Raw genomic sequence first — 26,954 nt, forward strand, 5'->3', positions numbered from 1 at the left:
TAATGTCTAAAAGGGGTGATATGTTTTGAAGGAATTGCCGTCTAAAGTTGAAGGAAAACAGTTTGATTTGTATAAGCTTGAACAAAAATTAAAACCTATCGGCTATTCTATTGGCGGGAATTGGGATTATGACCATGGTTCCTTTGATTACAAAATAGATGATCAAGATGGCTATCAATTTTTAAGGCTGCCATTTACAGCGGTTGATGGCAACCTCGATAGAAATGGCTGCACGGTTGAACTTGGCAGGCCGTTTCTGCTCTCCCACCAATATGAGGAAGGAATTGATGAACAAGGAACTTCCGGCACATTTTCCGGTTCCTTTAATCAGTTTCAAGAGCCGACCGATAAAGATGCCAGTCTTTCAGATCATGCCTTGAACGCTGGGGAATCACTTGTAGCGGAACTGGAATCATTATTGCTATCAGATTAGGTTGATTCGCTTAATGAGGAGAAGAGGAGCACAATTGCCTCTCTCCTTATTCATAAGAATTTACATTCACAAAATCTTCACAAAATAAACTATTTTCTTTGCATTAAGGTACTTGTATATATCTAGGAAAACTTGTAAATTATGTTTAATACTATTGTTATATTATGAAATTGAGGGTTGGAGCATGATGATGAGGGAGAATTCTTTGTTATCCATTATTGAAAAAACGAGACAGGAAATGATTGAATTAGCGCATCTTTATGGGTACTCCAATCCAAATGTAGTCCAATGCAGTCAGCAACTGGACCAACTTTTAAATACATATGACAGGAAAAGTGTAAAACATTAATACAAAAAAGCCTTCCATTTGCCGGAAGGTTTTTTTTATGGAATAATTTCCAGCCAAAATGCAAAGTTTAAAAGGGAAAATTGAAAACAAATTACAACCATGTTTTTGAGGTGCAAAAAGTGATGATAGAAACAAAAAAAGAGCAAAGATATATCATCTTTGCCTTGCTTGTTTTAGCAGTCTATCTTTCTCCGTTATTTATTCTGCAGGAAAATGCCCATATTCGGGTTCACGATAATTTGGACTCCAACATCGCCTGGTATAAGGTCTTGGCAAGGAGCGGCGAAATATTCGGCGGTGTTGAGGGGGCAGTTCCGCAAATTATTAATGGGCTCCTTTCGAGGAATGCCTTTGGAACGGAGTACAGTGTCATTGTTTGGCTACATTCATTGCTGCCAACGATGACGGCCTATGCATTAAGTCAGGCATTAACGAGAGTCACGGCATTTTTCGGGATGTATTTGCTGTTAAAAAATCATTTTCTTCCTGATGGACGCTGGCTTCTATTAAACATTTCCGCAGCCCTGGCCTTTGCGATGACGCCGTTCTGGCCATCTGGGATGTTAAGTACATTAGGCATGCCGCTGGCCTTGTGGGCGTTTTTAAATATCCGCAGCGGTGAAGGGTCTTTAAAGGATTATGCGGTGTTAACCTTCCTGCCTTTTTACGCCAGCATCGTATTGGGATTTTTCTTTTTTTTAAGTGCGATGGGGGTTTTTTGGCTAGTAGATTGTCTTCGTAAAAAGGGCTGGAACCTTCGCTTCTTGTTTGCGATTGTTTATATGACATTTGTTTTTGCAATTGTTGAGTATCGTTTAGTCTATTCTTTTTTATTTAAAGGAGAACCGAATAGCCGCGACGAATATTTCCATGCGCAACTGCCCTTTTGGCGTGCTGTCCGGCTCACCTTTAAAAATTATCTACTGGGACACACCCATGTAATGACGGTTCATACTTTAATCATCCTGCCAGCTACTTTTTTCGCCTTTTATTTTATTGTTTCAAAAAAGCTGTGGAGGCAGGAAAGAATCTTTGTTTTTTTATTTGCCCTAAATTTCTTCTTGTCGTTATGGTATGCGTTCTGGTTTTATGAGGGCTGGCTGCCTTTGACAAAAAAATTCCACTTTATGGATACCTTTAATTTCGCCCGTTATCATTTTTTACGGCCGATGGTGATCTATGCAAGCTTTGCGTTAGCCCTTAAAATCATCACCATGCAGGGAGTCAATTGGGCGAAAACAGCCCAGTGTTTAGCGATAATGCAGCTTCTGGTGCTGGGACTATTCAATGATGAAATCATTTACCGCGACAAACCGACAGTGAAGCAGTTTTATGCCGAGGATTTATTCGCGGAAATTAAAGATTATATTGCGCTGCCCCAGGAGGAGTATCGGGTCGCAAGTATTGGCATCCATCCGGCAATCGCCCAGTTTAATGGGTTTTACACACTTGATACCTATAATAATTTTTATCCATTAAGCTACAAACATCAATTTAGGAAAATAATTGAAAAGGAATTGGCTAAAAATAAAACCATTCAAAAGTATTTCGACCAATGGGGCGGGCGCTGCTATATTTATACGGCACAGCTTGGAAAGAGATATATGATAAAAAAAGATTCCAAGCGGCATCTAAAAAACTTGGAATTAAACACGGCTGTTTTTAAGGAAATGGGCGGGCGTTATATTTTTTCAGCTATCCCGATCGATAATGCTGCTAAAAATCAGCTGACACTTGAAAAGGTGTTTGTCACCAAAACGTCTGCCTGGAAAATTTACTTGTATAAGACATTTTAACATCGGGGGTATTAGCAGATGATGGAACCAATCCTTACTATTGTTGTACCGTGCTATAACGAGGAGGAAGTTTTGCCGGAAACAATGGTGAAGCTTCAGCAGCAACTTGAGGAGCTGATTGCCGATTCGCTTGTTTCAAAGCAAAGCAAGCTTTTGTTTGTAGATGACGGAAGTAAGGATCAAACATGGGAACTGATTTATAAAGAGGGGCTGCGAAATAAATATGTCCGCGGCTTAAAATTGGCCCGCAATGTCGGTCACCAAAACGCACTTGTGGCTGGGCTCCATGCGGCCAAAGATTTTTCTGATTGCGTCATTTCGATTGATGCGGACCTTCAAGATGACATTCGAGCCATCCGCGAATTTGTTATGAAATTTAATGAAGGCAGCGAGATTGTCTACGGTGTACGAAAAGGCCGAGAAACGGACACATTTTTTAAGCGAAGCACGGCCCAAGGCTTTTATAAAATGATGAGAAAATTAGGTGTTGACCTTGTTTATAACCATGCTGATTTCAGGCTGATGAGTAAACGGGCCCTACATGAACTGGAGCGTTTTAAAGAGGTGAATTTATTCCTGAGAGGAATCGTGCCGCTTCTCGGGTTTCACACGGATGTGGTGTATTATGACAGGCTCGAAAGGCAGGCAGGAGAGACTAAATATCCGTTAAAAAAAATGCTGGCATTTGCCTTTGATGGGATTACCTCCTTTTCTGTTTCGCCGATCCGCTTTGTGCTGGTAATTGGCTTTGTTTCTTTTCTGATGAGTATAATCTTTGGCGGCTATTTCTTGACTCTAAAATTTTTAGGCAATACCGAAACAGGCTGGACTTCGCTGATTACCTCCATCTGGTTAATTGGCGGGCTGCAGTTAATTGCGATTGGTCTAATCGGGGAATATATTGGAAAAATATATAAGGAAACGAAGCAGCGCCCTAAATACATTGTTGATATCGATACGTTAAATCTGCCGATTCCCCGGCGTCATTTACTGAACACCACCAATGATGAAGAACTATTTCCTGTAAACCTAAAATAAGAGGAGGGCCTACCCTCTTTTTTTTTGTCGTACAACCTCCCTCCCTTGAATACATATGTTATAGACAGGCTTTTTGGGGGGAGAAGATCAAATGAATGTATTTTTAAGTTATATTTTACTAGGGCTATCACTGGCTGCTCCCATTGGTCCGATTAATGCAGCGCAAATTGACAGGGGAATCCGGAGCGGTTTTATGCACTCATGGCTGATTGGAGTAGGTGCGGTAGTTGCCGATGGCGTATATATGCTAGTCGTTTACATAGGAGTAGTAAAGTTCCTCGATACCGAGTTTATGCAGACCTTTCTGTGGCTTTTTGGCTTTTTTGTGCTCATTTATACGGGGGTGGAAACGATCCTTAATGTTGGGAAAATCCATATGAATCATTATCGTGGAAAGGAGCCACTTTTAAAATCCTTTTTTACCGGTTTTTTTATGTCAATCTCCAATCCTTTAACGATTCTATTTTGGTTGGGAATTTACGGCTCTGTTCTTGCGAAAACGGCCGCTTCTTATGATGCGGGGAGGCTTGTATTGTACAGCAGCGCCATTTTTATTGGGCTGTTGATTTGGGACATTATGATGGCGAGTGTGGCCAGCAGCTTTCGAAATTTTTTAACATCAAGGCTTCTTGTGGTAATTTCGATACTTTCAGGTCTATCTTTAATAGCGTTCGGCATGTATTTTGGTTTTCAGGCGATAAGTATTTTATTTTAATCACTTTAGGGAAAAGGCGGCATTTTGCCGCCTTTTTGACGGATTAAGCTGTCGGCCATGGTTTAAGGATGGTTTTCTTTTTGTTCTTCTCACTTCTTTTCCATTTCACTCTCATGATTAAGGTAATTGCACCGATCACTCCAACAAAAGCAATGCTGATGAAGAAACCAGGTCTGCTTGAGGTATGGAATAAGGTGCCGCTTACCGCAATTAGAATCAACAGGATTCCAAGAAAATATTTTATTTTATCTTTAGCAGTTATTTTAAGAATTTTTCTTGGTGAAGCAAGAATAAACATCCAATTATAAAGCAGCATCAATCCGGCTGCAGTCGTTATATATTCATAGATTCGATTTGGCATCAGTAATGCTGACAAGACAGATGCAGTAATGCCGATCATTGTAAGAATTAGTGTAGGCAGCGGAATCTTTAGCTTTCCTTCCTTTGCAAAGCTTGCCGGAGCATCCCCTTCTTTTGCAAGGGTAACTAAAACACTGGTAACTCCATAAAGTGAAGCAGCCATGGTGGAAAAGCCGGCAATTATTAAAGCACCGTTAAAGATATGCGGCACAAACGAAAGGTTGTAAGCATCCAATGCAATAACAAACGGGCTTTCCTTGGCGTTGAATTGCTGCCAATTGACCATGGTGACGGCAATCCCTATCGATAGGGCATAGATGACCATTAGGGAAAAGAGCATAACCCTGCCGGCCTTTGGAGCTTCCTTAGGGTCTTTTAATTTAGTTGCCATTAAACCTAGAATTTCAATGCCACCAAAGGCATAATAGGCAAAAATAACAGCAGACCACAGTCCTTTCATTCCGCCCGGAAAGAAATCCTTTTTGCTGTTAGGATACTGAATCGGACGGTCACCATCAATCACGCCAAATATGGCCAACAGGGCAATAATGATAAACATTAAAATGGCTGCCACCTTTAAGACAGCAAGAACATTTTCCAGCTTATTTAAAATGCCCACACCAATAAGAATGACGGCCAATCCGAGGATGGCGTAAACGGCAGCAAATACCCAGAGGGGAATGTTTGGGAACCAGAATCGCGAAAAAATAGATAGAGCGGTCATTTGGCTCCCCATAATCAAAACTTCTGAACACCAATATACCCAGCCGCTGCTAAACCCAGCCCATCTGCCGTAAGCCTTTTTGGCATAAGACCGAAAGCCGCCCTCAAGCGGCTCTTTGGCGGTCATTTTTGATAGGGCATCAAATACTAAATAGGTGCCAAGCGCAGCGATTAAATAGGCAATTAAAATGGACGGTCCCGCCATCTTAATTGCCAAGCTCGAGCCCAGGAAAAAACCTGTCCCGATTGTACAGCCAATCCCAAACAAGGAAAGCTGCCACCAGCGCAAAGTAGTTTCCTTTGAGCCAGACGTTGACTTACCCATATAATATCTCCTTTTATACTGATCTTGGCCCCGGCTATACGTTGCGCCCAGTGGCACCTGGTGATTTGCCAGTAATGCTTTGGTTATTATAGTCTTCATCATTTAGGCCAGGCATTTGTCTTCTATCCGACCCTAAATACTCTCCCTGGTGTTTTTCTTGCGCCTTTTTAAACTTATCAAAGTTTTCATTTACCAAATTAATCCCTCTTTTCTAATGCTCAAATATATTTCTTAAGATATACTCTTGCTTGTTTCTTATTCAATCTTCAAAGGATGTTCAGTTTGTTTTTTTATGGAATTAAATTTTTATTACATAAACCGCCGCGAAACAAATGAAACTAAAGAGGAACTAGACAAAACTGGACACATCAGGCATGATATAGATTTTTTATAACAAACGCTTTTCTAATGAAAGGGGTAGATTTGGATGTTATCGACAGAAAAGCTGGCTGGTTTGCGCTTGCAATTATTAGAGGAAAAGAGTGGGCTGGAGGCACATTTGGAGCAAAATGACCACTTAGGTTTAGAAAGAGGCCATGCTCATGAATCAACGGGCGAATTGTCCTCCTACGACAATCATCCGGCTGATGAAGCAACGGAGCTATATGAGCGGGAAAAAGATAATGCTTTACTGGAACATTATAAATTAGAGCTCTACAATGTTAACAAGGCTTTAGAGGCGATGGAAAATGGGTCATACGGTAAATGTGAAGTATGCGATAAGGAGATTCCGCTTGAGCGTTTGGAAGCATTGCCGAACACTACGTACTGCATTGAGCATAGCCCGGATCAGGTGACCTCTCATAAACGTCCTGTCGAAGAAGGTGTCCTCATGCCTCCATTTGGTAAATTTGATATGGATGAAAAGGACGAGAGCGTTGCCTTTGATGCGGAGGATTCCTGGCAGACTGTTGCACAATGGGGAACGTCGGACACGCCATCCGACCTGGCCTTCCCGCAGGATAATTATCAGGACGTGTATGTTGAGGCAGATGAAAATATCGGCTATGTCGAGGATTATGAAAATTTTGTCGGCAATGATATGTATGGAAAAAATATCACCGTTTATCCGAATCCACAGCATGAAAAATATGAGGACTCACTTGATGAAGAAGGGATCATGACAAGTTTCGGGGATTTACCGGCTTACGAACATGACCCGTATGTGGATCGGGACGATAGATAGCAAAGGACCTGATTCTTAAAAAAAGAAAACAGCTTTCAAACGAGAGCTGTTTTCTCTGATATTTACTCTGATTTATTGTTATTATTCAGCGGAATGTCTGCACCGTCTTCATTTTCGACGACGGCACCGATTTCACCCTCAGCATAGACATCGCTAACCTGCTCATGTGTCGTGGCAAAACCGGAGGAAAGTGGATCGCTATTTTGATAATAACTTGCATGAAAGAAGCTGCCCGCCACTTCAGTTCCTTTTTTTGGGTCTTTTTTCACCATGTATCTCTCTCCTTTTTGTTATAATTGTCTAGCTGCAGCGCCTGATCAAGGCGCATTCGCTTTTCGTGTTACATCTGTATTGTTTCTTTTTATTTTAGTCTTACTCCTATAAAATAAATCCATGGAAGGGGCACTATATATGAAGAAGAGAACTGAATTTCCATCGCAGGAACAATTGGATCAGGCATTTCACTTTTTGCATGATGAAATTAACAGAATCTCGGTAATCGAAGAAATCGAAATGATTAAAAAAGAAAAAGACGTGCATGAAGAGTAGAGGAACAGCTTGGGATTGTTTTAGGGGGTTGTTATGGGATCAAGAGAAGCTTTGGCAAAAAAAATTGCCTGGATAAGTGTAATAAGTAATATTATCCTTACTTTAGGAAAAATGATAATAGGCTGGTATGGCCATAGTGATGCCGTATTTGCCGATGGAATCCATTCAGCTGCCGATGTTTTTGCATCCGTTATTGTTCTGCTGGTCATCAAAATTGCCAATAAACCTGCCGATGAGGAGCACCCATATGGACATGGGAAAGCAGAGGTCATTGTTTCAGGAATTGTGGGTATTTTATTGTTACTTGTGTCTATTTATCTTGTATACGAAGGGATTACAGGTTTCTTCAAGGAAGTCGAATCACCGAGCCTTTTGGCGATGTGGGTGGCGGTATTTTCTTACGTTGCAAAAGTGGTTTTATATAGAAGTTCCATGAACGTGGCCAAACAGAATAATTCAAAAGCGATTGAAGCAATTGCGTTTGATCACAAAGCCGATATTGTTGCTTCGCTTGCGGCTGCCATTGGTGTTCTGCTGTCCATCATCGGTGAACGCTTTTCGATTCATCTCCTGCAGTACGGTGATAAGGTAGCAAGTATTTTTGTCGCCTATCTCATTTTTAAAATTGCCAAAGAAATGTTAACTGAAGCATTCGATATTTTACTGGAGCGGAATATTAACAATGAAACCATTCAAGAATATATTGCTATTATCCATGAATTTTCCGATGTGAGGAGGATTGACCGAATTAGGGCTAGAGAACTCGGTCATTACATTTTGGTTGATTTACGGATTTCCATTGACCATTATAAAACCATTAAGGAAGGGCATGATCTTGCCAGATCCATCAAGGTAAAGCTGATGGATCAGCATGACAATATCGAAGAAGTGCTTATTCATTTAAACCCTTATTTTCCGGAATAAAAATAATTTACCAAAAAAAACTGATTTGTACTTTCGGAAATTTGGGTTTATGATAGGATTGGTATAGGGTGCTGCATCTTGCGGTACCCTTAAAAAATAAAGATAACTACAGAGAAGGAGTTGATATTTTTGAGTTATTCCATAGACCCGGACCCTGAAAGGAACGGGGAAGTCAATGTGTTTTTTGAATTGATGAAATTGGCTGCTGCAAGAATATCAACTCTAAAAAAAGGCGGTTGGCTTCCTCAAAAATGAGAGTGAGGAGGTTTTGGCATGTTGGAAATTTTTAAAAGCACTGAAACAAGAATGTTAGAAAAGGTGGATGCCATTTCAAAGGGCTGCTGGGTAAATATGTACGCCCCGACAGCAGAAGAAATAGCCAAAGTTTCAAATGACGCACAGGTCGACATCGACATTATCAAAGACGCGCTGGACGATGAAGAGCGCCCAAGGATTGAGCGTGACGATGGCAGAATCTACATTATCGTCGACTTTCCTTATATCGTCCATGATGAATCAGGTCTTGCCGTTTACGAGACAATCCCAATCGGCATTATTCTGACCGATGATAATATTATTACCGTTTCTTTGAAGGATTCTCCAATTATTGATGAATTCCGGAAAAACAGGGTAAAGGAATTTTACACCTTCAAAAAAACACGTTTTGCCCTGCAGATATTATTTGTCATTTCATCTTATTATCTTCGATATTTAAAGCAAATCAATAAGAAAACCAATGAGATTGAGCGGGTTGTTCATCAATCCTTGAAAAATAAAGAACTTTACGCATTTCTTGCGTTGGAAAAAAGCTTGGTTTATTTCACTACTTCTCTAAAGTCAAACAAGGTCGTTATGGATAAAATTTTGCGCTTTAATTATTTGAAAATGTATGAGGAAGATAAGGATTTATTAGAAGACGTGATTATTGAAAAAACGCAGGCGATTGAGATGGCGGAAACCTATCATTCTATCTTATCGGGAATGATGAATGCATTTGCTTCAATTATTTCAAATAACCTGAACATCGTTATGAAGTTTTTAACATCCATCACTATTATTCTCGCACTGCCGACGATGGTGGCGAGTTTTTACGGGATGAACGTAGAGCTTCCATTCGAGAAAAACACCTATGCATTTGCAATTCCATTGATCCTCTCGGCATGTTTAGCCTGTTTAACGGCCTATATTTTTTGGAAAAAGAAATATTTTTAAAAGACAAAACCGCCCCTTGGAAGATGGGCGGTTTTATGTTGTAAGAGCTAACTGTTAATAAGACTGTAATTTTTTACTGTTAATTTTTAAAAAAATAAAAAATTTTCCCAACATGAGATGGCTTGACTACCTGTTATCGGTTGTGATTTCCCCGAATAGTTTTTTTGTATCAGCGCTAAACGCTGTACATACTTTTCGAGGGGAGTTTCTGGATGAAAAAAAGACGATTATTGGGGACTGTTCTACTCAGTGCAGTCATGGGAATTTCGACGTTTGCTTCAGGTGCCTTTGGACAGCAAACAAGCAGTCAGGAGTCTTATCGGGTATTCATTCAAGGCCCGGCAGCGGAAAAGGCACAAGCCAAAGCCAATTATGGTGCCCGCTGGGATTTTGGAGTGGAGGGCTTTACGACAACAGTTAATTCCCAGCAATACCAAGCGCTTTTAAAAAATAAAAACTTAACGATTGAAAATCTTCCAGAAATTCAGCTCGCAGATAAACCGGAGGCTAAGGCAAAACCGGGAGGAGGGATTGCCACGGGTCCAAGTGACAGGACGCCATGGGGAATAGAGGCAATTTATAATGATGCCACTATTTTAGCGACATCCGGCGGAAGTGGAATAAAGGTAGCGGTACTAGATACAGGGGTTATTAATCATAACGATTTGGCGGCTAATATTGAACAATGCAAGGACTTTTCGCAAAATAAGTCCCCTCTAGTTGAGGGAAGCTGTAATGATGGCAACGGGCATGGAACCCATGTCGCCGGGACTATCCTCGCTAACGGGGGCAGTAATGGCACAGGGATCTATGGAGTTGCCCCAGATTCCAAGCTGTGGGCTTATAAGGTGTTAAGTGACCGCGGATCGGGGTATTCGGATGATATTGCCGGAGCCATTCGCAAGGCAGCTGATGAAGGGGTTCGTCTTGGTTCAAAGGTCATTATTTCGATGTCGCTCGGCTCAAGTACAAAGAGCACCCTTATTGAGGATGCGGTTAATTATGCATATGGCAAAGGAGTGCTTGTTGTCGCCGCCGCCGGAAATGATGGACCTGGTTCAAACACCATCGGTTACCCAGGCGCTCTTGTAAATGCGGTGGCTGTTGCTGCCTTGGAAAATGTTCAGGAAAATGGCACCTATCGCGTCGCGGACTTCTCATCACGCGGAAATCCTGTAACAGCAGGTGATTATATCATTCAGGAACGCGATGTCGAAGTTTCTGCGCCGGGAAGAGCGATTGAATCGACGTGGAAGGATGGCGGCTATAACACGATTAGCGGAACATCAATGGCAACTCCGCATGTTTCCGGGCTTGCAGCGAAGCTATGGGCGGCAAACCCATCCTGGTCCCATACCCAGCTTCGCGCTGAACTGCAAAACCGGGCAAAATTATATGATATTAAAGGCGGCTCTGGTTCCGCAACGGGCGACGATTATGCATCAGGCTTCGGATTCCCTAGAGTAAAATAATAATAGTGGCGGGGGCTCAGGTCCCCGCCGCTTTGATACTGTGAAGACCATGTTTTTTGTTATTTAATAATAGTCTGAAAAAATATATTTCAGAATGGAAATTATTGATGTAAAATAGTGTAAAAAAGAGAGGCAAGCTGGTGACATAATGGAATTTGGAGCACTGATCAAATACTATCGTACCCAGAGAGGAATCACCCAGGCAGAGCTTGCTAAAGGGATATGCTCGGTTCCCCATTTAAGTAAAATAGAGAACAACTCCAAAGAAGCAAACGAGGAGACCATCGCCCTTCTGCTTGAACGACTGGATATAAGCATGGAAGAGATGGAGGAAAATGAGGAAAAAATAAAAATCCTTATTCGGGAATTTAGTAACAGGATTAACTTTTATTTAAAAGAAGAAATAGAGGAAACTTATCAGAAACTAAAACAGATAGAACATTTAATTCCGTTTTCTAAGTATATCCACATTTGGGGTTTATATAAATATAGGTATCTATTATTTAAGGGAAAAATGGACGAAGCCGAACACCAAAAAGATTTATTGTATAAGCAAAAGAAAAATTTTTCCCAACATGAAGAGTATTTATTTCGTTATTATAATGCGGTATTTTTAATGTGGAAGGGTCAATATAAAAATGCTGATGACATATTTGATACCCTTCATACTGAAAATAACTATCAGGCATCGGATGGGGAATTCCTTTATCATCGGGCTCTGGTAAAGAGTTCTCTTGAGCAGTCGGGCCATGCCATTCATTTTGGTAAACTTGCGCTGCAAATGTTTATGAATCAACATAACTTTATCCGGATTCTTCATACCCTTATGCTGTTAGGGATCAATTATACTAACTCAAATATATATGAAGAAGCGGAAGAATGTTTCCAACATATTATCCGAAATGCCAAATTACTAAAAGAAGAACAGTTACTTCCGCAAATTTACCATAATATGGGGCATTTGCAATTTAAAATGAAGCATCTTAATGAGTCGCTGTTCTATTATGAAAAAAGTTTGGAACTGCAGCCGAATATTAATCAGCACTACCTCGTTACTTTATATTCCATTGGAGAAATTAATTACTTTTTAGGGGCAAAGGAAAAATCGATAGAATGCTTTCAAGAAGTAAATTCTCTTGCAAAGGATCTAGGGGTAAAGAAATTTAGACTTTTAAGCGAATATTATCTGCAGCTTATGTCTTCTCCGATAAAGGGCTATAAATACTTGGAATCAAAAGTAATACCTTTTTTAGAAGAGGAAAATGATTCCCAAGAGGACCTTACCCATTATTATAAAATGCTTGCTGATTATTATTTTGAAAAGGATATGGTTTTGGAAGCTGTCAATTATTTAAATAAAATTACATAGAAAAAGAGGAGGCAAATTTATGAAGAAGTTTATTATTGGATTTGTTCTATCCGTTTCGGTGTTAGGGCTCTTCACATTTTCTGACAATGGGAAAGTTCAAAAGACTAGCAATGATGTAGCAATTTCTACTTACATGTCTTCACCACCTCCAATCCAACCGCCAATCGGTTGATAGGAAAATCCCTGATTAATCAGGGGTTTTTTTTGTGCATAATAAGTAATAAATTTTTTGAAGAGGTGTTTCTTATGACCAATAGGAACAAAGAGCCGCAGTTTCAAAGCGGAAAGGCAGAAGACAAGTCTGTTAAAGGGCTTTACGGATTAGATCCGGAAATGAGCTTATTATCTGTGAATTTTGCCACGACAGAAAATCCCTTCCTGAATGAACACTATCAGGAAGACTCGAAAGAAAACCAATAAAAATGGTTATGCTATTCATATGTGTTTAAATTTTTGGTAGTTATTTAGGAGGTATTTTAATGAAATCTTTTGTGGTAAGTTTTCATCAAGAAGATAATGTTGATACGATGCAGGTTCAAAAATTAAATCAAGAGGAATTTGAAAAAGCGACAGAAGGCGGTACAAGACATCTATTTGAACTGGACACAAACATTGGCTTGTTCATTTTTTTCGATGGAGCAGACAAAGACGGGGACATCTCCTACATGGTGCTCCAGTATGAAGAAGACAACGAGGATCCAGTTGCCTGCTACTCCTTCCAGCTTAAGGATTTTTACGAATTTATGGCCCTCTACCTGAATGATTTTGAATTTAATGATGAACAAGATGAAGAGGACGAAGAAGCATACGGCCCGGTTCATCATTTAGCGCATTTACTATTTCATATTGCGGGTGAAGGCAGGGATTTGGAGGTTTAACATTAAAAGGACGCCGATTTTTTGGCGTCCTTTTGATGTTTTTGGTCTAAAACTTGTTTATTAGTCTTTGAAAAGGGTATTTTTCTTTGAAAAATTATAAATTTTAGCACTTAAAAAAGGGAAATTTCCTTCTAAAAAATTTCTATTGGAGAATTTTTCGAGTCTATTGGCGAATTAAGGACTTCAATTGGCGAATTATAAGATCCTATTGGCGAATCCGACACTTCTATTGGCGAATTGAATTCTTACCATGGGAATGATTTAGGAAAATAAATTCTATACCTGTTTTCTCCAGTATGATTTAGTTTTTCAGAATGAAGAAGTCTTTTCGCGGTATGAATTGATTTTAAATGTGTAAACGCACGAAATTCTTTACTAGTAATTTTCATATCATAAAGCAAAAATAGTCCATCAATGCATTCATATGGGCATCAGCTGAATATTTGTCGCAGCGAGGGCACCACCATTTTTGTTTTTTACGGATTAGTGGAAGATAACCGCAATAAGGGCACTGAACCCCGGTTAGTAGATCTGACCTTTGAATTCCAAACTTTTTTAATAGATACTTTGTTGGTGGTGTATTCAACTTTACCAGATATTTGCAAAGTTTTCGGAGTTCTTTCGAGGTGAGGATTGCATCGGGATACAATTTTTCGAAGAATTCAATTCTGTTGAGAAGAACATCAGCCTTACAGGTACGGGGCTTTACTTTGCGGGAATTGGGGCCAGATACGACATAAGTACAATAGGAATTACTAAAGACAATTAAATATTCAACGGGTAATGGGGGATAACCATTATCGGTCAGCAACTTTTTAATATATTTTTGGTGCCTCTCTACTTGAGCAACCGGATAAGGATAACCCTTCTCTTTCTCATTAACGATTTGCGTAAACTGCTCATTTTCGGTATCAATTATTAATTTCCCGGCCATATGTTTAACTGAAATAACTAAGGCGTATGCAGGAGTAATCAGAAGGGTGTCAATTTGAAGGTTAAATTCATTATCAGGAAGATTTAAATCATGAAGTATCATGTATTTGTCTTTCGGGAGCATTCGAAAATAGAAATCGAGTGATTTTTCTCCCTGATATCCAGCTTCCCTCCTTCTAAGTTCATCCAAAATTTCTTGATACTTCATGTTACTTAGTGGCAGGCGCCGTAAAATAGCCGCCAAAATAAGAATTTTTATTGGAATTGTCCTGTCTTTTATAAGCAAGGTAACCTCTCCTTTCTTTTTGAAAAATAAATTCGAAAAAAAGAGGGTGAATCCTGCCGAATTTTATCGAAAATTATTAAAAAATTGCGTCCGGTATTAAAAATTGAAAACCTTTAAATTGTAAGTAAATTTCTATTGGCGGATTTTTATGCTCTATTGGCGGATTTTGGATTTCTATTGGCGAATTAATAAGTTCAATTGGCGATTCTGGCAATTCTATTGGCGAATTAATAAAGCACCAGACCCCAAACAGGATCCAGTGCTCTAATTACCCCCGTGAACCTTCTTTATTTACCTCAACCCGAGCTTTCCCCATAAAGTATATCGTCACAGCCGCCAAAGCAATTGGAATCAACGTAAGCGTAAAGGTATAGGTAATTGATTCCGACAGCGCATGAATGATCTTATCTAAAATAACCCCAGGAATTTTCGCACGTTCGCTTGCTTCAAAGATTTCCCGTGGATCACCCATTTTAAACCCACCGCCGCCAGCACCTTGCATTCCCTTAAATGCCTCTTTCAAACGATCTGTAAAGACATTATTTTGAATCGTACCGTAAATCGTTACCCCCAGCGTCATTCCAAACGAGCGCAAAAACGAGTTCGTGGAATTCGCTGTACCCCGATATTGCGGTTCCAGGTTATGAAGCGAGGCAGTGGGCAGAAGGGAGAAGGAGAACCCGACGCCAAAGCCTACAAGAATCATGAAAATGGTCAGCATCAAGCGGGACGTATCCTCGGTCATGGTACCTAGGCAATACATGCCAACAGCATATGAGATTATCGAGATGATCATTAAATTCCGATAAGACGTTTTTGTTAAAAAAATACCTCCGATAGAACTCCCGGCAACAGATCCAAGCATCATCGGTGTTAAAATCAGCCCTGCATTTTTAGCCGTTCCGCCATAAACCGCCTGCACAAAAATCGGAATAAACACTGTTAAAATAATAAACGTGCCGCCATATAAAAAGGCGAGAATCTGCGATGCAGCAAACAACCGTCTTTTAAAAAGCCATAACGGTAAAATCGGTTCTGCAGCCTTGAATTCTGCTATAAAAAATGCAACGAAAAAGACTACAAAACTTGTAAATAAACTGATAATCGGAGCAGAATCCCAATCATATTCTTTTCCGCCCAGCTCCAACGCGAACATCAGGCTGACAACCGAAATGACCAGGGTAACCGCACCAAGCCAATCAATTTTTAGCTTTGAATGCTGTAAGGATTCATGATAATAACGAACAATTAAAATTATCGAAACGAGTCCAAGTGGGATATTAACATAGAAAATCCAATGCCAGCTGATGTAATCCGTAATATAAGCACCCAAAAGCGGGCCAAGTACGCTTGACAGGCCGAAAACCGCGCCAAGCAGGCCGGTCATCTTTCCGCGTTTCTCCGGCGGAAAAATATCAAAGACAATCGTAAAAGCGATCGGCATCAATGCGCCACCGCCAATGCCCTGAATGGCTCGAAAAATACTTAATTGGACAATGGTTTGTGCGAATCCGCAGAGGGCCGAACCAATCAAAAACACCGTTAACCCAAACAGGAAAAAGCGTTTCCGCCCATACATATCGGAAAGTTTGCCGAATATCGGCATGCCCGCCATGACGGCTACCATGTAGGCAGAGGTGACCCAAACAAATTTATCGAGCCCGCCAAGGTCGGAAACAATCGTTCCCATCGCAGTGGCAACAATCGTGTTGTCCATCGCTGACATCAAAATGGCCAGAAGCAGACCGGCTGTCACAAGGTTAATATTGCTGTCATGTTTGATCATAAAAGTCTCCTTATTCAATTTTTAAACTCATAGGCCGATGGCCCAAAAAAACTCCTCCGAAATAGTTTAACTGACAGAAGATAGAAAATAAAATTAAATTTTTATAAAAAAAATCCCCTTCTGCAAGGGGATTAAACTTAGCTAATAAGAAAGTATAAACTTTCTGTAGAAAGCTTTATATTTCTTAACGCATAAATTCAACTACGCCTCTGTCTTCGTCCTAACGGACTCGCCAATCAGCGAGTTTTCATTTATCGTATTAGAATTACAATCAAAGGCAGCTTAAGCTTTCAAAACATCATGGTCAACGTAACGCTCACCATTGATTTCGCTGATCACATTAATGGCAACCTTTGCGCCGTCACCAGCAGTAATAATTGTATGTACGCTGACACCAGCAGCAGTACCGGCAGCCCAAATACCGTCAATGTTTGTTTTTCCTTCGGCATTTACATCAAAAACTGTTTTGATTCTTGGTTCTGTACCTGGCTTTGTATTTAAGCCAGCTTTTTCAGCGAGGTCAGTCAAAGCACCGGTCGCAATAATTACATGTTTTGCTTCGTAAGTGTTTTGATCTGTCTCAACTGAAAATCCAGCATCAGTTTTCGTAATGTTTGTAACGGTCGCTTGAACAATTTCTGCACCAAATTTACGAGCCTGTTCTTTTCCGGTTTCAACAAGTTCAGGGCCTGTAATTTCTTTTACACCATAATGGTTTTCAATCCACGCCCGTTTAGTCATGCTCTTATCATTATCAACAACCAATGTTTGTTTCCCGGCTTTTGCAGTAAATAAAGCAGCACTAGCGCCAGCAGCGCCTGCACCAACGATGACTACATCAAACATATCAAAACCTCCAATTATTTATTTTTTCAATAATAATGGTAGCCAATTACAAACTAAAAGTAAAATGAACTGCTTATTTCTAAATGTTTGGAGAACGAAATAATTTCTTTCTTGACGGGGAATGGACATCTGCGGAACTATCTGGCTGCTTGGGAAAAATAAAAAGAACCATCATTTCCGTCCGGGGTTTGATGGTTCCTGTGCTTAAATTGGTATAAATGGTCTTTTTTAGTCTTTGTTACCCGGTTTCTCATATCGGTAAAAACAAACGGGCTCCGCTTTGCTTCGGGATTCATTTTTCCTTCCCTGGAAAGCTTTTCGCGCAGCTTTTTGGCTTTTGATTTTGCCATAAAAAATCACTCCTTTAAAAATTGCTTGGATAACATTATATACTATTTGAAGGAGTGATGTAAGAGAAATTTATGATATTTCCTGAGCTCTAGATTGCGCCTTTGTAGTCGCCTTCCTTTTTGTATGAAGAACATAAAATAAACCAGCACCGATTAAAATATAAAATGCACAAATGAAATACATCGAGCTATATTCCATTTTGGCGGCAATTATGCCCACTAAAAATGACCCAAATGCGATACCAGTGTCGTAAATGGATAAAAATGTTGCTGTTGCTAAGCCTCTTTTTCGAGGTTCTGCATTTTGAATCGCAATCGTTTGGAAGGTTGGAAAAAGTGTTCCCCAGCCTAAACCGATTAGGCCTGCCGAAAGGAGGAACGTAAACGCCCCATTACTTTGGCTCAAGACGACCATTCCAATTGCAAATAGAATGAGACATGGAAAAGAAATCACGTTTGGACCATATAAATCCAGCCATTTTCCTGTAAAAGGTCTTGAAATTAGCAGGACCACCGCATAAATAACAAAGAACAGGCTCGAAACATGCTCTAAATGAATTTGGGCTGCATAGATAGATACAAAAGAAAGCAGTGCTGAATAAACAATTGCCAGGAAGCCGCCAACGATGGCAATCGGAACAGCGGAAAGCTCAAACAGATTTCGGACCGAGAAGGCTGCAGCCACCTTCTGTTCGTCTTGTTCCTGTTTTGGAAGCTTAACGCTTAGACCGGTAATCAAAGCGCCAATTGCCACTGCAATGCTTATGATAAACATGATTTTAGTGCCCCATTGCTGCATCGTCATCAACCCGACAAAAGGTCCTAATACCATGGCCATATTGGTTGATAAGACGAAATAACCCATTCCTTCACCTCTCCTGGAAAAAGGAATGATGTCAGCAACAATCGCCCCCGCTGCTGTTGTTGCCATACCAAAACCAATACCGTGCAGCAGGCGGATGACTAAAAATCCAGCTGTTGTTTTAGGGAATAGGTAAAAGGGAGCCGCTGCTGCAAAAAGAATCAGCGCGGTTAACAGCACCTTTTTGTTTCCAGCACGTTCAAGCCAGTTACCTGCAAGCGGCCGCGAAATAATAGCAGAAAGCAAAAAGACGGTTGTCATTAATCCTGCCTGTGAAGCGCTTGTGTGAAGCTCATTCAGCGCATAACTTGGAAGTGTTACTAGCAAAATATAAAAGGTCAAAAATAAGAAAAAGTTACTTGCAGAAATACCAATAAAATTTTTCGTCCATAATTTTGGTTTGTTAGACATTTAATGCACTCCTTTTAATAAAGCTGTTCAAGCCAGCTTTTTTGAAGTTGATATAGCTCCTCCTTATGTGATTTTGGGAGCAATGATTTATTCAATTCGATGACGATTTTTTCCCACTCCGGATATTTGGCATGCGCTTCATCCGTTAATTCAACACGTTTTTCACGTTTATCCTGACCGGGAATCTGTTTAACGTAGCCTTGTTTAACCATGCGTTGGATCGTTCGGGTCATGGGAGGTGCTTCAACAGCTAAATATTCACTGAGCTCTTTTTGAGTTAATGAGCCTTTGTTTTTTAAAACAAAAATAACGGCCCATTGCGAACCGTATAATCCCGTTGGTTTCAGTGCTTCATTGAGTTTATTCGTTAGACGTCGTGATAATTGATGAAGGGTATGGATTAATTCGTGATTGATCATAATTCGCTCCAAATCAATAATTAGTTACCTAGGTAACTATAATGGATATATTAAAAAATGTCAAGAAATGTTCACAATATGTCGACCTTCCTAAAAAAAATTCCGCGGAACATTATTCCGCGGAATCTTTATAAGACTATCTTAACACATTAAAATACCTTGCCTCCGGATGGGCGAAAACAATGGCAGAAACAGATGCTTCAGGCTCCATCATACAGCCATCTGTTAACTGGATACCGATATCCTCCGGCTGGATTAGTTTAAAGAGCTTCTTCTGATCCTCTAGGTCAGGGCAGGCAGGGTAACCAAATGAGAAGCGCTGGCCTTGATAATGGGCCGCGAAACGGTCCTGCATTGTAAAGGTTAGAGGGTCCGGGAAGCCCCAGCGGTCACGCATCTGCCGGTGAATCAATTCTGCCAGACCTTCGGCACTTTCAAGAGCGAGCGACTGCAGGGCATGGCTTTCAAGGAAGCGGCCGGACGCTTTAAACTGATCAGCTTGCTCGCGAATGCCCCTTCCGGCAGTTACCGTAAAGAAACCTACATAATCCATGAGGCCGCTATCGACTGGCTTTAGGAAATCTGCCAAACATAAATATGGTGCAGATTCCTGACGTGGAAAATCAAATGTTTCAATTATCTTCTCATGATTTTCCGGATCATAAATATGAACATTATTACCCTCAGATTGTGCCGGGAAAAATTGATACACGGCCGCAGGTGTAATCCAGCTATTTGCGCTGGCATCCGCGATCAGATTATCAACCATGTTTTTTACTTTCCAAGCCTTCTCATCCTTCTCGGCCAGCAGTTTTGAAATTTTCCCTTTCACACCTAGATGGTGGCCCAACAGCATCTGCATATTGATATACGGCTCAATATGCGACAAGGAATAGGATTTTAGTACATGCCGTTTTGTATCTTTTGGAACAAAAACCGGAACCTCAGTAGAGACAGCAGCCCTCGGCTTAACAGCCGTAGTGAGAGCAGAGCGGACTGGCAGCTCTCGTGGTACATCTAAGGCGGCCAGCTTTTCCTGTTTTTCGGCGAATAATCTTTCAAGCTCCTCTGGGGATTGAAGTTGGTTGGCGAGTGCTAAGCCATTCATCGCATCTTTGGCGTAAAGAACAAGTCCTTCGTATTCCTTGGCAATTTTCGTATCCGTAAATTTGCGGGAAAGTGCCGCACCGCCTACCATGATAGGGAGGGAGATGCCTGCTTCCTTCATATCCTGTGCCGTTAACACCATTTGCTGGGCCGATTTCACCAAAAGACCGGATAGCCCAACCATGTCCGGTTGGTTTTCGCGAATAGCTTTAATTAGTTCGGCAGGTGCCACCTTAATCCCAAGATCAATGACTTCGTAACCATTATTACTGAGAATAATATCGACCAGGTTTTTCCCAATATCATGGACGTCTCCTTTAACAGTGGCCAAAATAACTTTTCCTTTTGAGGCAGACACATCGCCTTTTTCCATAAAAGGTTCCAAGTGGGAAACGGAGGCCTTCATGACTTCTGCACTCTGAAGAACTTCGGCGACGATTAACTGGTTATCATTAAACAGTCGTCCGACTTCCTTCATTCCGTCCATTAACGGACCATTTATAATATCAAGAGGGGCAGGATACTTGGCGAGTGCCTCTTCCAAATCAGGAATGAGTCCTTCCTTTGTCCCTTCGATAATATAATAGCCGAGCCGCTCTTCAAGACTCATATCGAGCGTAGTGCCTTTGGCTACCTTCTTCTTATCCCGATAAAAATCAGTGAAAACAGCCAATGTTTCATCGGTAGTATCGAATAAAAGGGCCTCGGCAAGTGCCACTTCCTCTTTGGAGATGGAAGCGAACCGTTCCAGCTTTTCTGTATTGACAATCGCATAATCAAGTCCCGCTTGAGTGCAGTGGTAGAGGAATACGGAATTCAATATTTCTCTGCCGACAGGGGGCAGCCCGAAGGATACGTTACTTATGCCGAGTATCGTTTGCACACCAGGAAGCTGTTCCTTGATTAAGCGGATGCCATCAACTGTGGCTTTAGCAGAACCAATATATTGCTCATCACCTGTACCTACAGGAAACACTAATGGGTCAAAAATTAAATCCTGAGGCTTCAATTTATATTTGTTGACTAAGATATCATGCGAACGGCGGGCAATTTCCAATTTGCGTTCTGCAGTAACCCCCATGCCTGTTTCGTCAATAGTACCGACAACAACGGCAGCCCCGTATCGGTGAATCAATGGCACTACCGCTTGGAAACGTTCTTCGCCGTCCTCAAGGTTGATGGAATTAATAATCGCTTTTCCCTGCGAGTACTTCAACGCCTTTTCAATAACCTTTTCATCTGTTGAGTCGATGACAAGCGGCACCTTTACCTTTTTGACGACTTCGGTGATGAAGTTTTCCATATCGACAAGCTCTTCACGGTCCGGGTCAGCAAGACAAATATCGATGACGTGCGCTCCGCCTTTTACCTGGGCACGGGCGATTTCTGCCGCCTCTTCAAATTTACCTTCAGCTATCAAACGTTTAAATTTGCGTGACCCAATAACATTGGTCCGTTCTCCGACCATGATTGGCCTTAAAGTAGGATCATCGTAAATGAACGGTTCAATTCCTGAAACCATATGATGGGAGGATGGCTGGAATTCCCTTGGCTTGTAATCTTTCATTGCATCCGCAATAGCACGAATGTGATCAGGGGTCGTACCGCAGCAGCCGCCGACAATATTGAGCCAGCCATGAGCGGCAAAATCAGCCAGCTTTTTCGCCAGTGTTTCCGGTGTCTCATGATAGTGGCCCTCCTCGTCAGGCAGGCCGGCATTCGGATAGCAGCTGACTGCGGTTCCGGACAGATTAGCGAGCGAGCGTACATGGTCCTGCATAAACTCTGGTCCTGTTGCGCAGTTCAATCCAACAGCCACTGGATTCATATGCTCGATGGAAATATAAAAAGAATCAATCGTTTGCCCCGCTAAAGTCGTTCCCATTGGCTCGATTGTTCCAGAAATAAACAGCGGCAATGTTTTGCCGGTTTTTTCAAACGCTTTTTGGATGCCGACATAGCCGGCCTTAACATTCAGCATATCTTGAGACGTCTCAAGAAGGAGCAGATCAACTCCACCGTCAATTAAGCCAATCGCTTGTTCCTCATAGGCGGCAGCTAAGGCATCAAAGGTCGTTCCGCCGGTAACGCTTAATGTCTTTGTTGTCGGTCCCATGGAACCGGCCACATAGCGAGGCCAATCTTCGGTGGAAGCTGCCTGAGCTTCCTTCACAGCAATCATTGCAGCAATTTTATTGATTTCATAGGCTTTATATCCAAGCTCATACTCATCTAAGACAATACTGGCGGCGCCGAATGTATTAGTCTCGATGATATCAGCTCCGGACTCTAAATATTCGCGGTGAATGCGCGCAATAACTGCTGGAGCGGTTAAATTGAGATTTTCATTACAGCCCTCGTATTGTTCGCCGCCAAAATCATCAGCAGAAAGACCTGCTTGCTGCAGCATCGTGCCCATTGCCCCGTCCATTACTAGGATGCGTTTTTTCAGCTGCTCATTAAATGGTCGTTTCGACATCGCTGTTCCCCCTCAGTTCACACGCACGCTGCCGGGCATAAAGGGCCAGTTCAGCAGTAAGCTCATAGCGCAAAAATGGTGTGATTAAATAAATTCCATTAAATAAATCTAATGATGCATCGATTAGCCCCTTGGTAATTTTAACACCTTCTTTGGCCGCTTGGAGCGGGTTATCATGAAGCGCAGCCATCCGTTCACGAATGGAGTCGGAAATTTTAATTCCAGGCACCTCATTATGAAGGAACTCCGCGTTTTTACTGCTGGTAAGCGGCATTAAGCCGATGTAGATCGGCGCTTTTAAGTGTTTCGTATTTTCATAGACTTCAAGCAATTTTTCTTCAGAAAAAACAGGCTGGGAGATAAAATAGTCAGCCCCATGCGCAATTTTCTTCTCCAGTCGTTTGACTGCTTTTTCCACAGAGCGGACATTCGGGTTAAAGGCTCCGGCAATGCTGAACGCCGTTTTCTGGCCCAAGTCCTTTCCGGAAAAAGATAAGCCTTCATTTAATTGTTTAATCATTTGAATTAGTTCAAATGAAGAAACATCATAAACGGAAGAAGCCCCCGGAAAATCGCCGACCCGGGCAGGGTCACCGGTGATTGCCAGAACATCGTGCATTCCTAACGTGTGCAGACCCATTAAATGGGATTGCAGACCGATAATGTTGCGGTCACGGCAGGAAATATGGATTAGCGGACGCATTCCCAGTTCTTTTTTAACCATATAACCTAATGATTCATTGGATATCCTTACTTGGGCAAGAGAATTATCGGCCAGCGTAATCGCATCAATTCCGGCTTCCTTTAAAGCCTTTGCCCCATCAAAAAACTTCTTTGTATCAAGCTTTCTTGGTGGATCTAATTCAACGATAACAGATGGGCGTTCCTTCACAATATCTTGAAGAGGGGTGTAATCCCGCTTGGCAGGACGATCTTCAACTATGATTTTCTTTGGTTTTAATTCTACTACTTTTTCTGTTATCGGAGCGCTATTTTTTAATTCTGTGGCAAATGCCCTGATGTGTTCAGGTGTTGTTCCGCAGCATCCGCCTAAAAGCCTGACACCTTGTTTGCGGAATTCAGCCGCTGACCTGCGGAAGTAGTCAGCATCACCATCATAATGAAACTTTCCATCTGTATAAGCAGGGAGACTGGCGTTTGGATAGGCTGAAAGAAAGGCACGCTTAGGCAGTTCGATTTGTTCGAGCGCTACCAGCATATGATGCGGGCCAAGCCGGCAGTTTAGACCGACAACGTTCGCGCCAAGCCCTTCAAGTCTCTGCAATGCCTCATTTACAGGAGTACGATCCTGCAGAATACCCGGTTCTGCAAGAGAAACTTGGGCAATAATTGGCAGTTTTGTTTCTTTTCTCGCAATGGTAAGAACGGTTTCGAGTTCTTCGAGGTCATAAAAGGTTTCGAGTAAAAGGCCGTCAACACCCTCTAATAAAAGGCAATACAGCTGCTCGCGAAAGCTCCGTTTAATTTCTTCCATTGAAATGGATTTGGGCTTGATGCCACGGTTGCCGCCCAAGGTCCCGAGCACGTAGGCACGGTTCCCGGCGGCTTTTTTGGCAATCTGTACAGCGGCGCTGTTGATATCCTTGACCGAATCCTCCAGCCCGTACCGTCCAAGCTTTAAATAGTTGGCTGCATAGGTGTTCGTTTGAATAATATCGGCACCGGCATCAATATAGGCTTTATGGATATTCAGAATTTGCTCAGAGCGGGAAAGATTTAATTCCTCAAAACAGGAATCTTTTCCATAGGAATAAAGCATTGTTCCCATGGCTCCGTCGGCAATCAAAATTTGATTTTGTAATTTTTCTAGAAAACTCATCGTTATTCTCCTTAAGAGAGCTTATTCACCTGCAGCTTTTCCAAGGCTTGCGAAAAATCCTTCATCAAGTCTTCAGGTTTTTCAAGTCCGACTGAAAGTCGCAACAGACTGTTTTTAATTCCTCGTTTTTCCCTTTCCGCTTGCGGCATGGCAGCATGGGACATTTTTGCCGGATACGACAAAATGGATTCTACAGCACCAAGGCTGACAGCGAAGACAGGAATTTTTACATTTGAAACAAAGGTCCTAAGGGCATCCTCGTCAGCCAGTTCAAATGAAAGAACTGCACCCGCGCCACTTGCCTGCTTCTCCTGCAATTCCTTCTCCGGATGATTTTCGAGCGCTGGGTAATACACTTTTTCGATTAGAGGGTGATTCTCTAGGAATCTGGCGATTTGCAAAGCGGCTTTCTGTGACTGCTCAAGACGGACGTGAAGAGTTTTCAAGCCTCTCATCACAAGCCAGGCGTCTTGTACGCCAAGCACTGCGCCAAACGAATTTTGTAAAAAATAAAGCCTTTTTGCCAGTGCTTCATCCTTAACTACCGCTAGACCCGCGACAACGTCACTATGGCCAGATAAGAATTTGGTGGCACTGTGAAGGACCACATCGGCGCCAAGCTCCAACGGCTTTTGCAGTGCAGGGGTAAGGAAGGTGTTATCAACAAAGGTCAGGGCGTTATGTGCCTTTGCCAGCTGGCTGATGGCCTGTACATCAGTCACCTTCAATAATGGGTTAGATGGTGTTTCTACATAAAATGCTTTTGTATTTGGCCTGATGGCTTGCTTAACCTGATCAAAATCAGTCATATCAACAAAGGTATGTTCAATCCCGAAACGTGTTAGGACCTCAGTGACCATCCTATAGGTTCCGCCGTATACATCCTCAGTAATAACAACGTGATCTCCGGAAGAAAGTAACAGGAAGGCGGTGGAAATGGCAGCCATTCCTGAAGAGAAGGCAAACCCACGGATTCCGCCTTCGAGCTCTGCAATAATATCTTCAAGAGCTTCCCGCGTTGGATTTAAGCTGCGGGCGTAATCGTATTTTCCAAAACTGTCAATTTCAAACTGATGAAAGGTAGATGCGTGCTGGATCGGGACACTGACGGCTCCTGTTTGTGCATCCATTTTATGACGATTATGAAGAAGCCTCGTTTCAAAACTAAATTCTTCGTGTTCCATCACACATTCACTCCTTCAACTAATTTTGCAAGAGCCTGCTCTAGGTCAAAAATGATATCCTCTGCATCTTCAATTCCTACGGAAAAACGCAACAAGCGGTTGCAGACGCCTTTTTCAATCCGAATTTCTTCGGGAATATCAGCGTGGGTTTGGGTCGCCGGATAGGTGATAAAGCTCTCGGTTCCGCCAAGGCTTTCAGCAAATGAAATCAAATTTATGTTTTGCAAAAACGGATTTACCCATGATTCATCTTTTAAACGGAACGAAACCATCCCGCCTCGTCCTGGGTAAAGAACATCTGTTACTGCATCACTATTAGATAGGAACTCGACAACCGCCTTAGCGTTTTTCTCATGTCTTTCCATGCGAAGTGATAATGTTTTCATACCGCGCATTAACAGCCAGGAATCGAATGGGCTTAAAACGGCGCCTGCACCATTATGATGGAAAGCTAATGCTTCACAAAGCTCCTTGCCTTTAGCAACAATGAGTCCGGCAAGAACATCGTTATGTCCTCCAAGGTATTTCGTAGCACTATGCATGACAATGTCTGCACCAAGTGCAATCGGCTGCTGTAGTAGCGGGGTGTAGAAGGTGTTGTCCACTATTAATAATATGCTATGTTCCTTTGCAATTTTTGCCACTGCTGCAATATCTGCCTCCTGCATTAGCGGATTGGTTGGAGTCTCCAAGAAGATAGCTTTCGTCTGTGGAGTTATGCTCTTTTCAACTTCTTCCGGAAAACAGGTATTGACATATTGGCTTTTCAAGCCCCACTTTTGAAATCCTTTTTCCAGCAAACGGTAGGTTCCGCCATATAAATCCTCGCTAACCAGCCATTCATCACCAGACTGAAATAAGGAAAGAATCGTTAAAATTGCCCCCATTCCTGAGCTGCAGGCAAAGCCTTGATCTCCGCCTTCTAAATCGGCGATGGTTTTCTCAAGCAACTGGCGTGTCGGATTTCCAGTTCGAATATAATCAAATCCTGTTGATTGTCCAATCCCCTCGTGGCGGAATGCAGTTGAAAAATATACTGGGGGATTAACGGTTCCTGTTGTAGTTTCACTGCGGTTCCCAATTTGCGCTAGTTTCGTATCGATTTTATACATTTTTGTCTAC

Annotated in this window: 28 protein-coding genes; 15 read left to right on the plus strand and 13 right to left on the minus strand. The window is 41.8% G+C overall.

The annotated features are described in order from the left end of the window. Nucleotides 1–25 precede the first annotated feature (25 nt). The 5 genes from KHA99_RS13155 to KHA99_RS13175 all read left to right on the plus strand — a co-directional run bounded on the left by KHA99_RS13155 (nt 26) and on the right by KHA99_RS13175 (nt 4,331). Nucleotides 26–433 carry a YugN-like family protein gene (locus tag KHA99_RS13155; protein ID WP_213117886.1) on the plus strand — a complete coding sequence of 136 codons (408 nt, stop codon included), beginning with the start codon at nt 26–28 and terminating at the stop codon, nt 431–433. Between the two features lie 190 nt (nt 434–623). Beyond that, entirely contained in the window at nt 624–782 is a 159-nt protein-coding gene (locus tag KHA99_RS13160; RefSeq protein WP_249366612.1) for an aspartyl-phosphate phosphatase Spo0E family protein, read from the plus strand. A gap of 122 nt (nt 783–904) precedes the next feature. Continuing rightward, a complete protein-coding gene (locus tag KHA99_RS13165; protein WP_213117887.1) occupies nt 905–2,578 on the plus strand; it encodes a DUF6044 family protein in 1,674 nt (557 codons plus the stop codon). Between the two features lie 18 nt (nt 2,579–2,596). Next, entirely contained in the window at nt 2,597–3,616 is a 1,020-nt protein-coding gene (locus KHA99_RS13170) for a glycosyltransferase (RefSeq protein WP_213117888.1), read from the plus strand. A 91-nt stretch (nt 3,617–3,707) separates the two neighbouring features. Next, nucleotides 3,708–4,331: a LysE family transporter gene (locus KHA99_RS13175; RefSeq protein ID WP_213117889.1), complete on the plus strand. Its 624-nt coding sequence runs from the start codon at nt 3,708–3,710 to the stop codon at nt 4,329–4,331. A gap of 43 nt (nt 4,332–4,374) precedes the next feature. Here KHA99_RS13175 and KHA99_RS13180 read toward each other — a convergent pair whose 3' ends face one another. Together KHA99_RS13180 and KHA99_RS13185 are read right to left on the minus strand one after the other, a co-directional pair. Then, a complete protein-coding gene (locus tag KHA99_RS13180) occupies nt 4,375–5,739 on the minus strand; it encodes an amino acid permease (RefSeq protein WP_213117890.1) in 1,365 nt (454 codons plus the stop codon). Nucleotides 5,740–5,773: 34 nt separating this feature from the next. Further along, complete coding sequence (locus tag KHA99_RS13185) at nt 5,774–5,935, minus strand: hypothetical protein (RefSeq protein WP_213117891.1); 162 nt, start codon at nt 5,933–5,935, stop codon at nt 5,774–5,776. Nucleotides 5,936–6,166: 231 nt separating this feature from the next. On the opposite strand from KHA99_RS13185, the gene KHA99_RS13190 reads away from it, so the two are divergent. Further along, entirely contained in the window at nt 6,167–6,925 is a 759-nt protein-coding gene (locus KHA99_RS13190) for a TraR/DksA C4-type zinc finger protein (protein WP_213117892.1), read from the plus strand. Nucleotides 6,926–6,987: 62 nt separating this feature from the next. Here KHA99_RS13190 and KHA99_RS13195 read toward each other — a convergent pair whose 3' ends face one another. Continuing rightward, nucleotides 6,988–7,197: a YozQ family protein gene (locus KHA99_RS13195; RefSeq protein ID WP_213117893.1), complete on the minus strand. Its 210-nt coding sequence runs from the start codon at nt 7,195–7,197 to the stop codon at nt 6,988–6,990. Nucleotides 7,198–7,336: 139 nt separating this feature from the next. On the opposite strand from KHA99_RS13195, the gene KHA99_RS13200 reads away from it, so the two are divergent. From KHA99_RS13200 to KHA99_RS13235, 9 genes are all read left to right on the plus strand, one after another. Beyond that, complete coding sequence (locus KHA99_RS13200; RefSeq protein ID WP_213117894.1) at nt 7,337–7,474, plus strand: hypothetical protein; 138 nt, start codon at nt 7,337–7,339, stop codon at nt 7,472–7,474. A gap of 33 nt (nt 7,475–7,507) precedes the next feature. Continuing rightward, nucleotides 7,508–8,398, plus strand: coding sequence for a cation diffusion facilitator family transporter (locus KHA99_RS13205; protein ID WP_213117895.1), 891 nt, complete (start codon nt 7,508–7,510; stop codon nt 8,396–8,398). Between the two features lie 129 nt (nt 8,399–8,527). Next, nucleotides 8,528–8,653 carry a hypothetical protein gene (locus tag KHA99_RS31200; protein ID WP_261363791.1) on the plus strand — a complete coding sequence of 42 codons (126 nt, stop codon included), beginning with the start codon at nt 8,528–8,530 and terminating at the stop codon, nt 8,651–8,653. 18 nt (nt 8,654–8,671) lie between these two features. Further along, on the plus strand, nt 8,672–9,610 hold the full coding sequence (locus KHA99_RS13210; RefSeq protein WP_213117896.1) for a magnesium transporter CorA family protein: 939 nt from the start codon (nt 8,672–8,674) through the stop codon (nt 9,608–9,610). Between the two features lie 212 nt (nt 9,611–9,822). Continuing rightward, nucleotides 9,823–11,082, plus strand: a complete 1,260-nt coding sequence (locus KHA99_RS13215; RefSeq protein WP_213117897.1) for a S8 family peptidase — start codon at nt 9,823–9,825, stop codon at nt 11,080–11,082. Nucleotides 11,083–11,230: 148 nt separating this feature from the next. Continuing rightward, on the plus strand, nt 11,231–12,451 hold the full coding sequence (locus tag KHA99_RS13220) for a tetratricopeptide repeat protein (protein WP_213117898.1): 1,221 nt from the start codon (nt 11,231–11,233) through the stop codon (nt 12,449–12,451). 19 nt (nt 12,452–12,470) lie between these two features. After that, the gene (locus KHA99_RS13225; RefSeq protein ID WP_213117899.1) at nt 12,471–12,623 is read left to right on the plus strand and encodes a hypothetical protein; all 153 of its coding nucleotides are present in this window, start codon (nt 12,471–12,473) and stop codon (nt 12,621–12,623) included. A 74-nt stretch (nt 12,624–12,697) separates the two neighbouring features. Beyond that, complete coding sequence (locus KHA99_RS13230; RefSeq protein ID WP_213117900.1) at nt 12,698–12,871, plus strand: hypothetical protein; 174 nt, start codon at nt 12,698–12,700, stop codon at nt 12,869–12,871. 59 nt (nt 12,872–12,930) lie between these two features. After that, a complete protein-coding gene (locus KHA99_RS13235) occupies nt 12,931–13,329 on the plus strand; it encodes a cytosolic protein (protein ID WP_213117901.1) in 399 nt (132 codons plus the stop codon). 385 nt (nt 13,330–13,714) lie between these two features. Here KHA99_RS13235 and KHA99_RS13240 read toward each other — a convergent pair whose 3' ends face one another. From KHA99_RS13240 to KHA99_RS13285, 10 genes are all read right to left on the minus strand, one after another. Then, complete coding sequence (locus KHA99_RS13240) at nt 13,715–14,548, minus strand: nuclease-related domain-containing protein (RefSeq protein ID WP_213117902.1); 834 nt, start codon at nt 14,546–14,548, stop codon at nt 13,715–13,717. A gap of 268 nt (nt 14,549–14,816) precedes the next feature. Beyond that, on the minus strand, nt 14,817–16,334 hold the full coding sequence (locus KHA99_RS13245) for an MDR family MFS transporter (RefSeq protein ID WP_213117903.1): 1,518 nt from the start codon (nt 16,332–16,334) through the stop codon (nt 14,817–14,819). Nucleotides 16,335–16,616: 282 nt separating this feature from the next. Further along, on the minus strand, nt 16,617–17,180 hold the full coding sequence (locus KHA99_RS13250) for an FAD-dependent oxidoreductase (protein WP_213117904.1): 564 nt from the start codon (nt 17,178–17,180) through the stop codon (nt 16,617–16,619). 137 nt (nt 17,181–17,317) lie between these two features. After that, nucleotides 17,318–17,530, minus strand: a complete 213-nt coding sequence (gene brfA, locus KHA99_RS13255; RefSeq protein ID WP_213117905.1) for a ribosome rescue factor BrfA — start codon at nt 17,528–17,530, stop codon at nt 17,318–17,320. A 70-nt stretch (nt 17,531–17,600) separates the two neighbouring features. Continuing rightward, nucleotides 17,601–18,803 carry an MFS transporter gene (locus KHA99_RS13260; protein ID WP_213117906.1) on the minus strand — a complete coding sequence of 401 codons (1,203 nt, stop codon included), beginning with the start codon at nt 18,801–18,803 and terminating at the stop codon, nt 17,601–17,603. 14 nt (nt 18,804–18,817) lie between these two features. Continuing rightward, nucleotides 18,818–19,222: a MarR family winged helix-turn-helix transcriptional regulator gene (locus KHA99_RS13265; protein ID WP_213117907.1), complete on the minus strand. Its 405-nt coding sequence runs from the start codon at nt 19,220–19,222 to the stop codon at nt 18,818–18,820. 136 nt (nt 19,223–19,358) lie between these two features. Then, nucleotides 19,359–22,808: a methionine synthase gene (gene metH / locus KHA99_RS13270; RefSeq protein WP_213117908.1), complete on the minus strand. Its 3,450-nt coding sequence runs from the start codon at nt 22,806–22,808 to the stop codon at nt 19,359–19,361. Then, complete coding sequence (locus tag KHA99_RS13275) at nt 22,789–24,648, minus strand: bifunctional homocysteine S-methyltransferase/methylenetetrahydrofolate reductase (RefSeq protein ID WP_213117909.1); 1,860 nt, start codon at nt 24,646–24,648, stop codon at nt 22,789–22,791. Before KHA99_RS13275 ends, metH begins: the two co-directional genes overlap by 20 nt. A gap of 11 nt (nt 24,649–24,659) precedes the next feature. Continuing rightward, nucleotides 24,660–25,832 (minus strand): cystathionine beta-lyase, encoded by a 1,173-nt coding sequence (gene metC / locus KHA99_RS13280; RefSeq protein WP_213117910.1) that lies wholly within the window; start codon nt 25,830–25,832, stop codon nt 24,660–24,662. After that, on the minus strand, nt 25,832–26,944 hold the full coding sequence (locus KHA99_RS13285) for a methionine biosynthesis PLP-dependent protein (RefSeq protein ID WP_213117911.1): 1,113 nt from the start codon (nt 26,942–26,944) through the stop codon (nt 25,832–25,834). Before KHA99_RS13285 ends, metC begins: the two co-directional genes overlap by 1 nt. Nucleotides 26,945–26,954 lie beyond the last annotated feature (10 nt).

The sequence above is a fragment of the Neobacillus rhizophilus genome (assembly GCF_018343535.1).
GTDB classification, from domain to species: Bacteria; Bacillota; Bacilli; order Bacillales; family Cytobacillaceae; genus Neobacillus; species Neobacillus rhizophilus.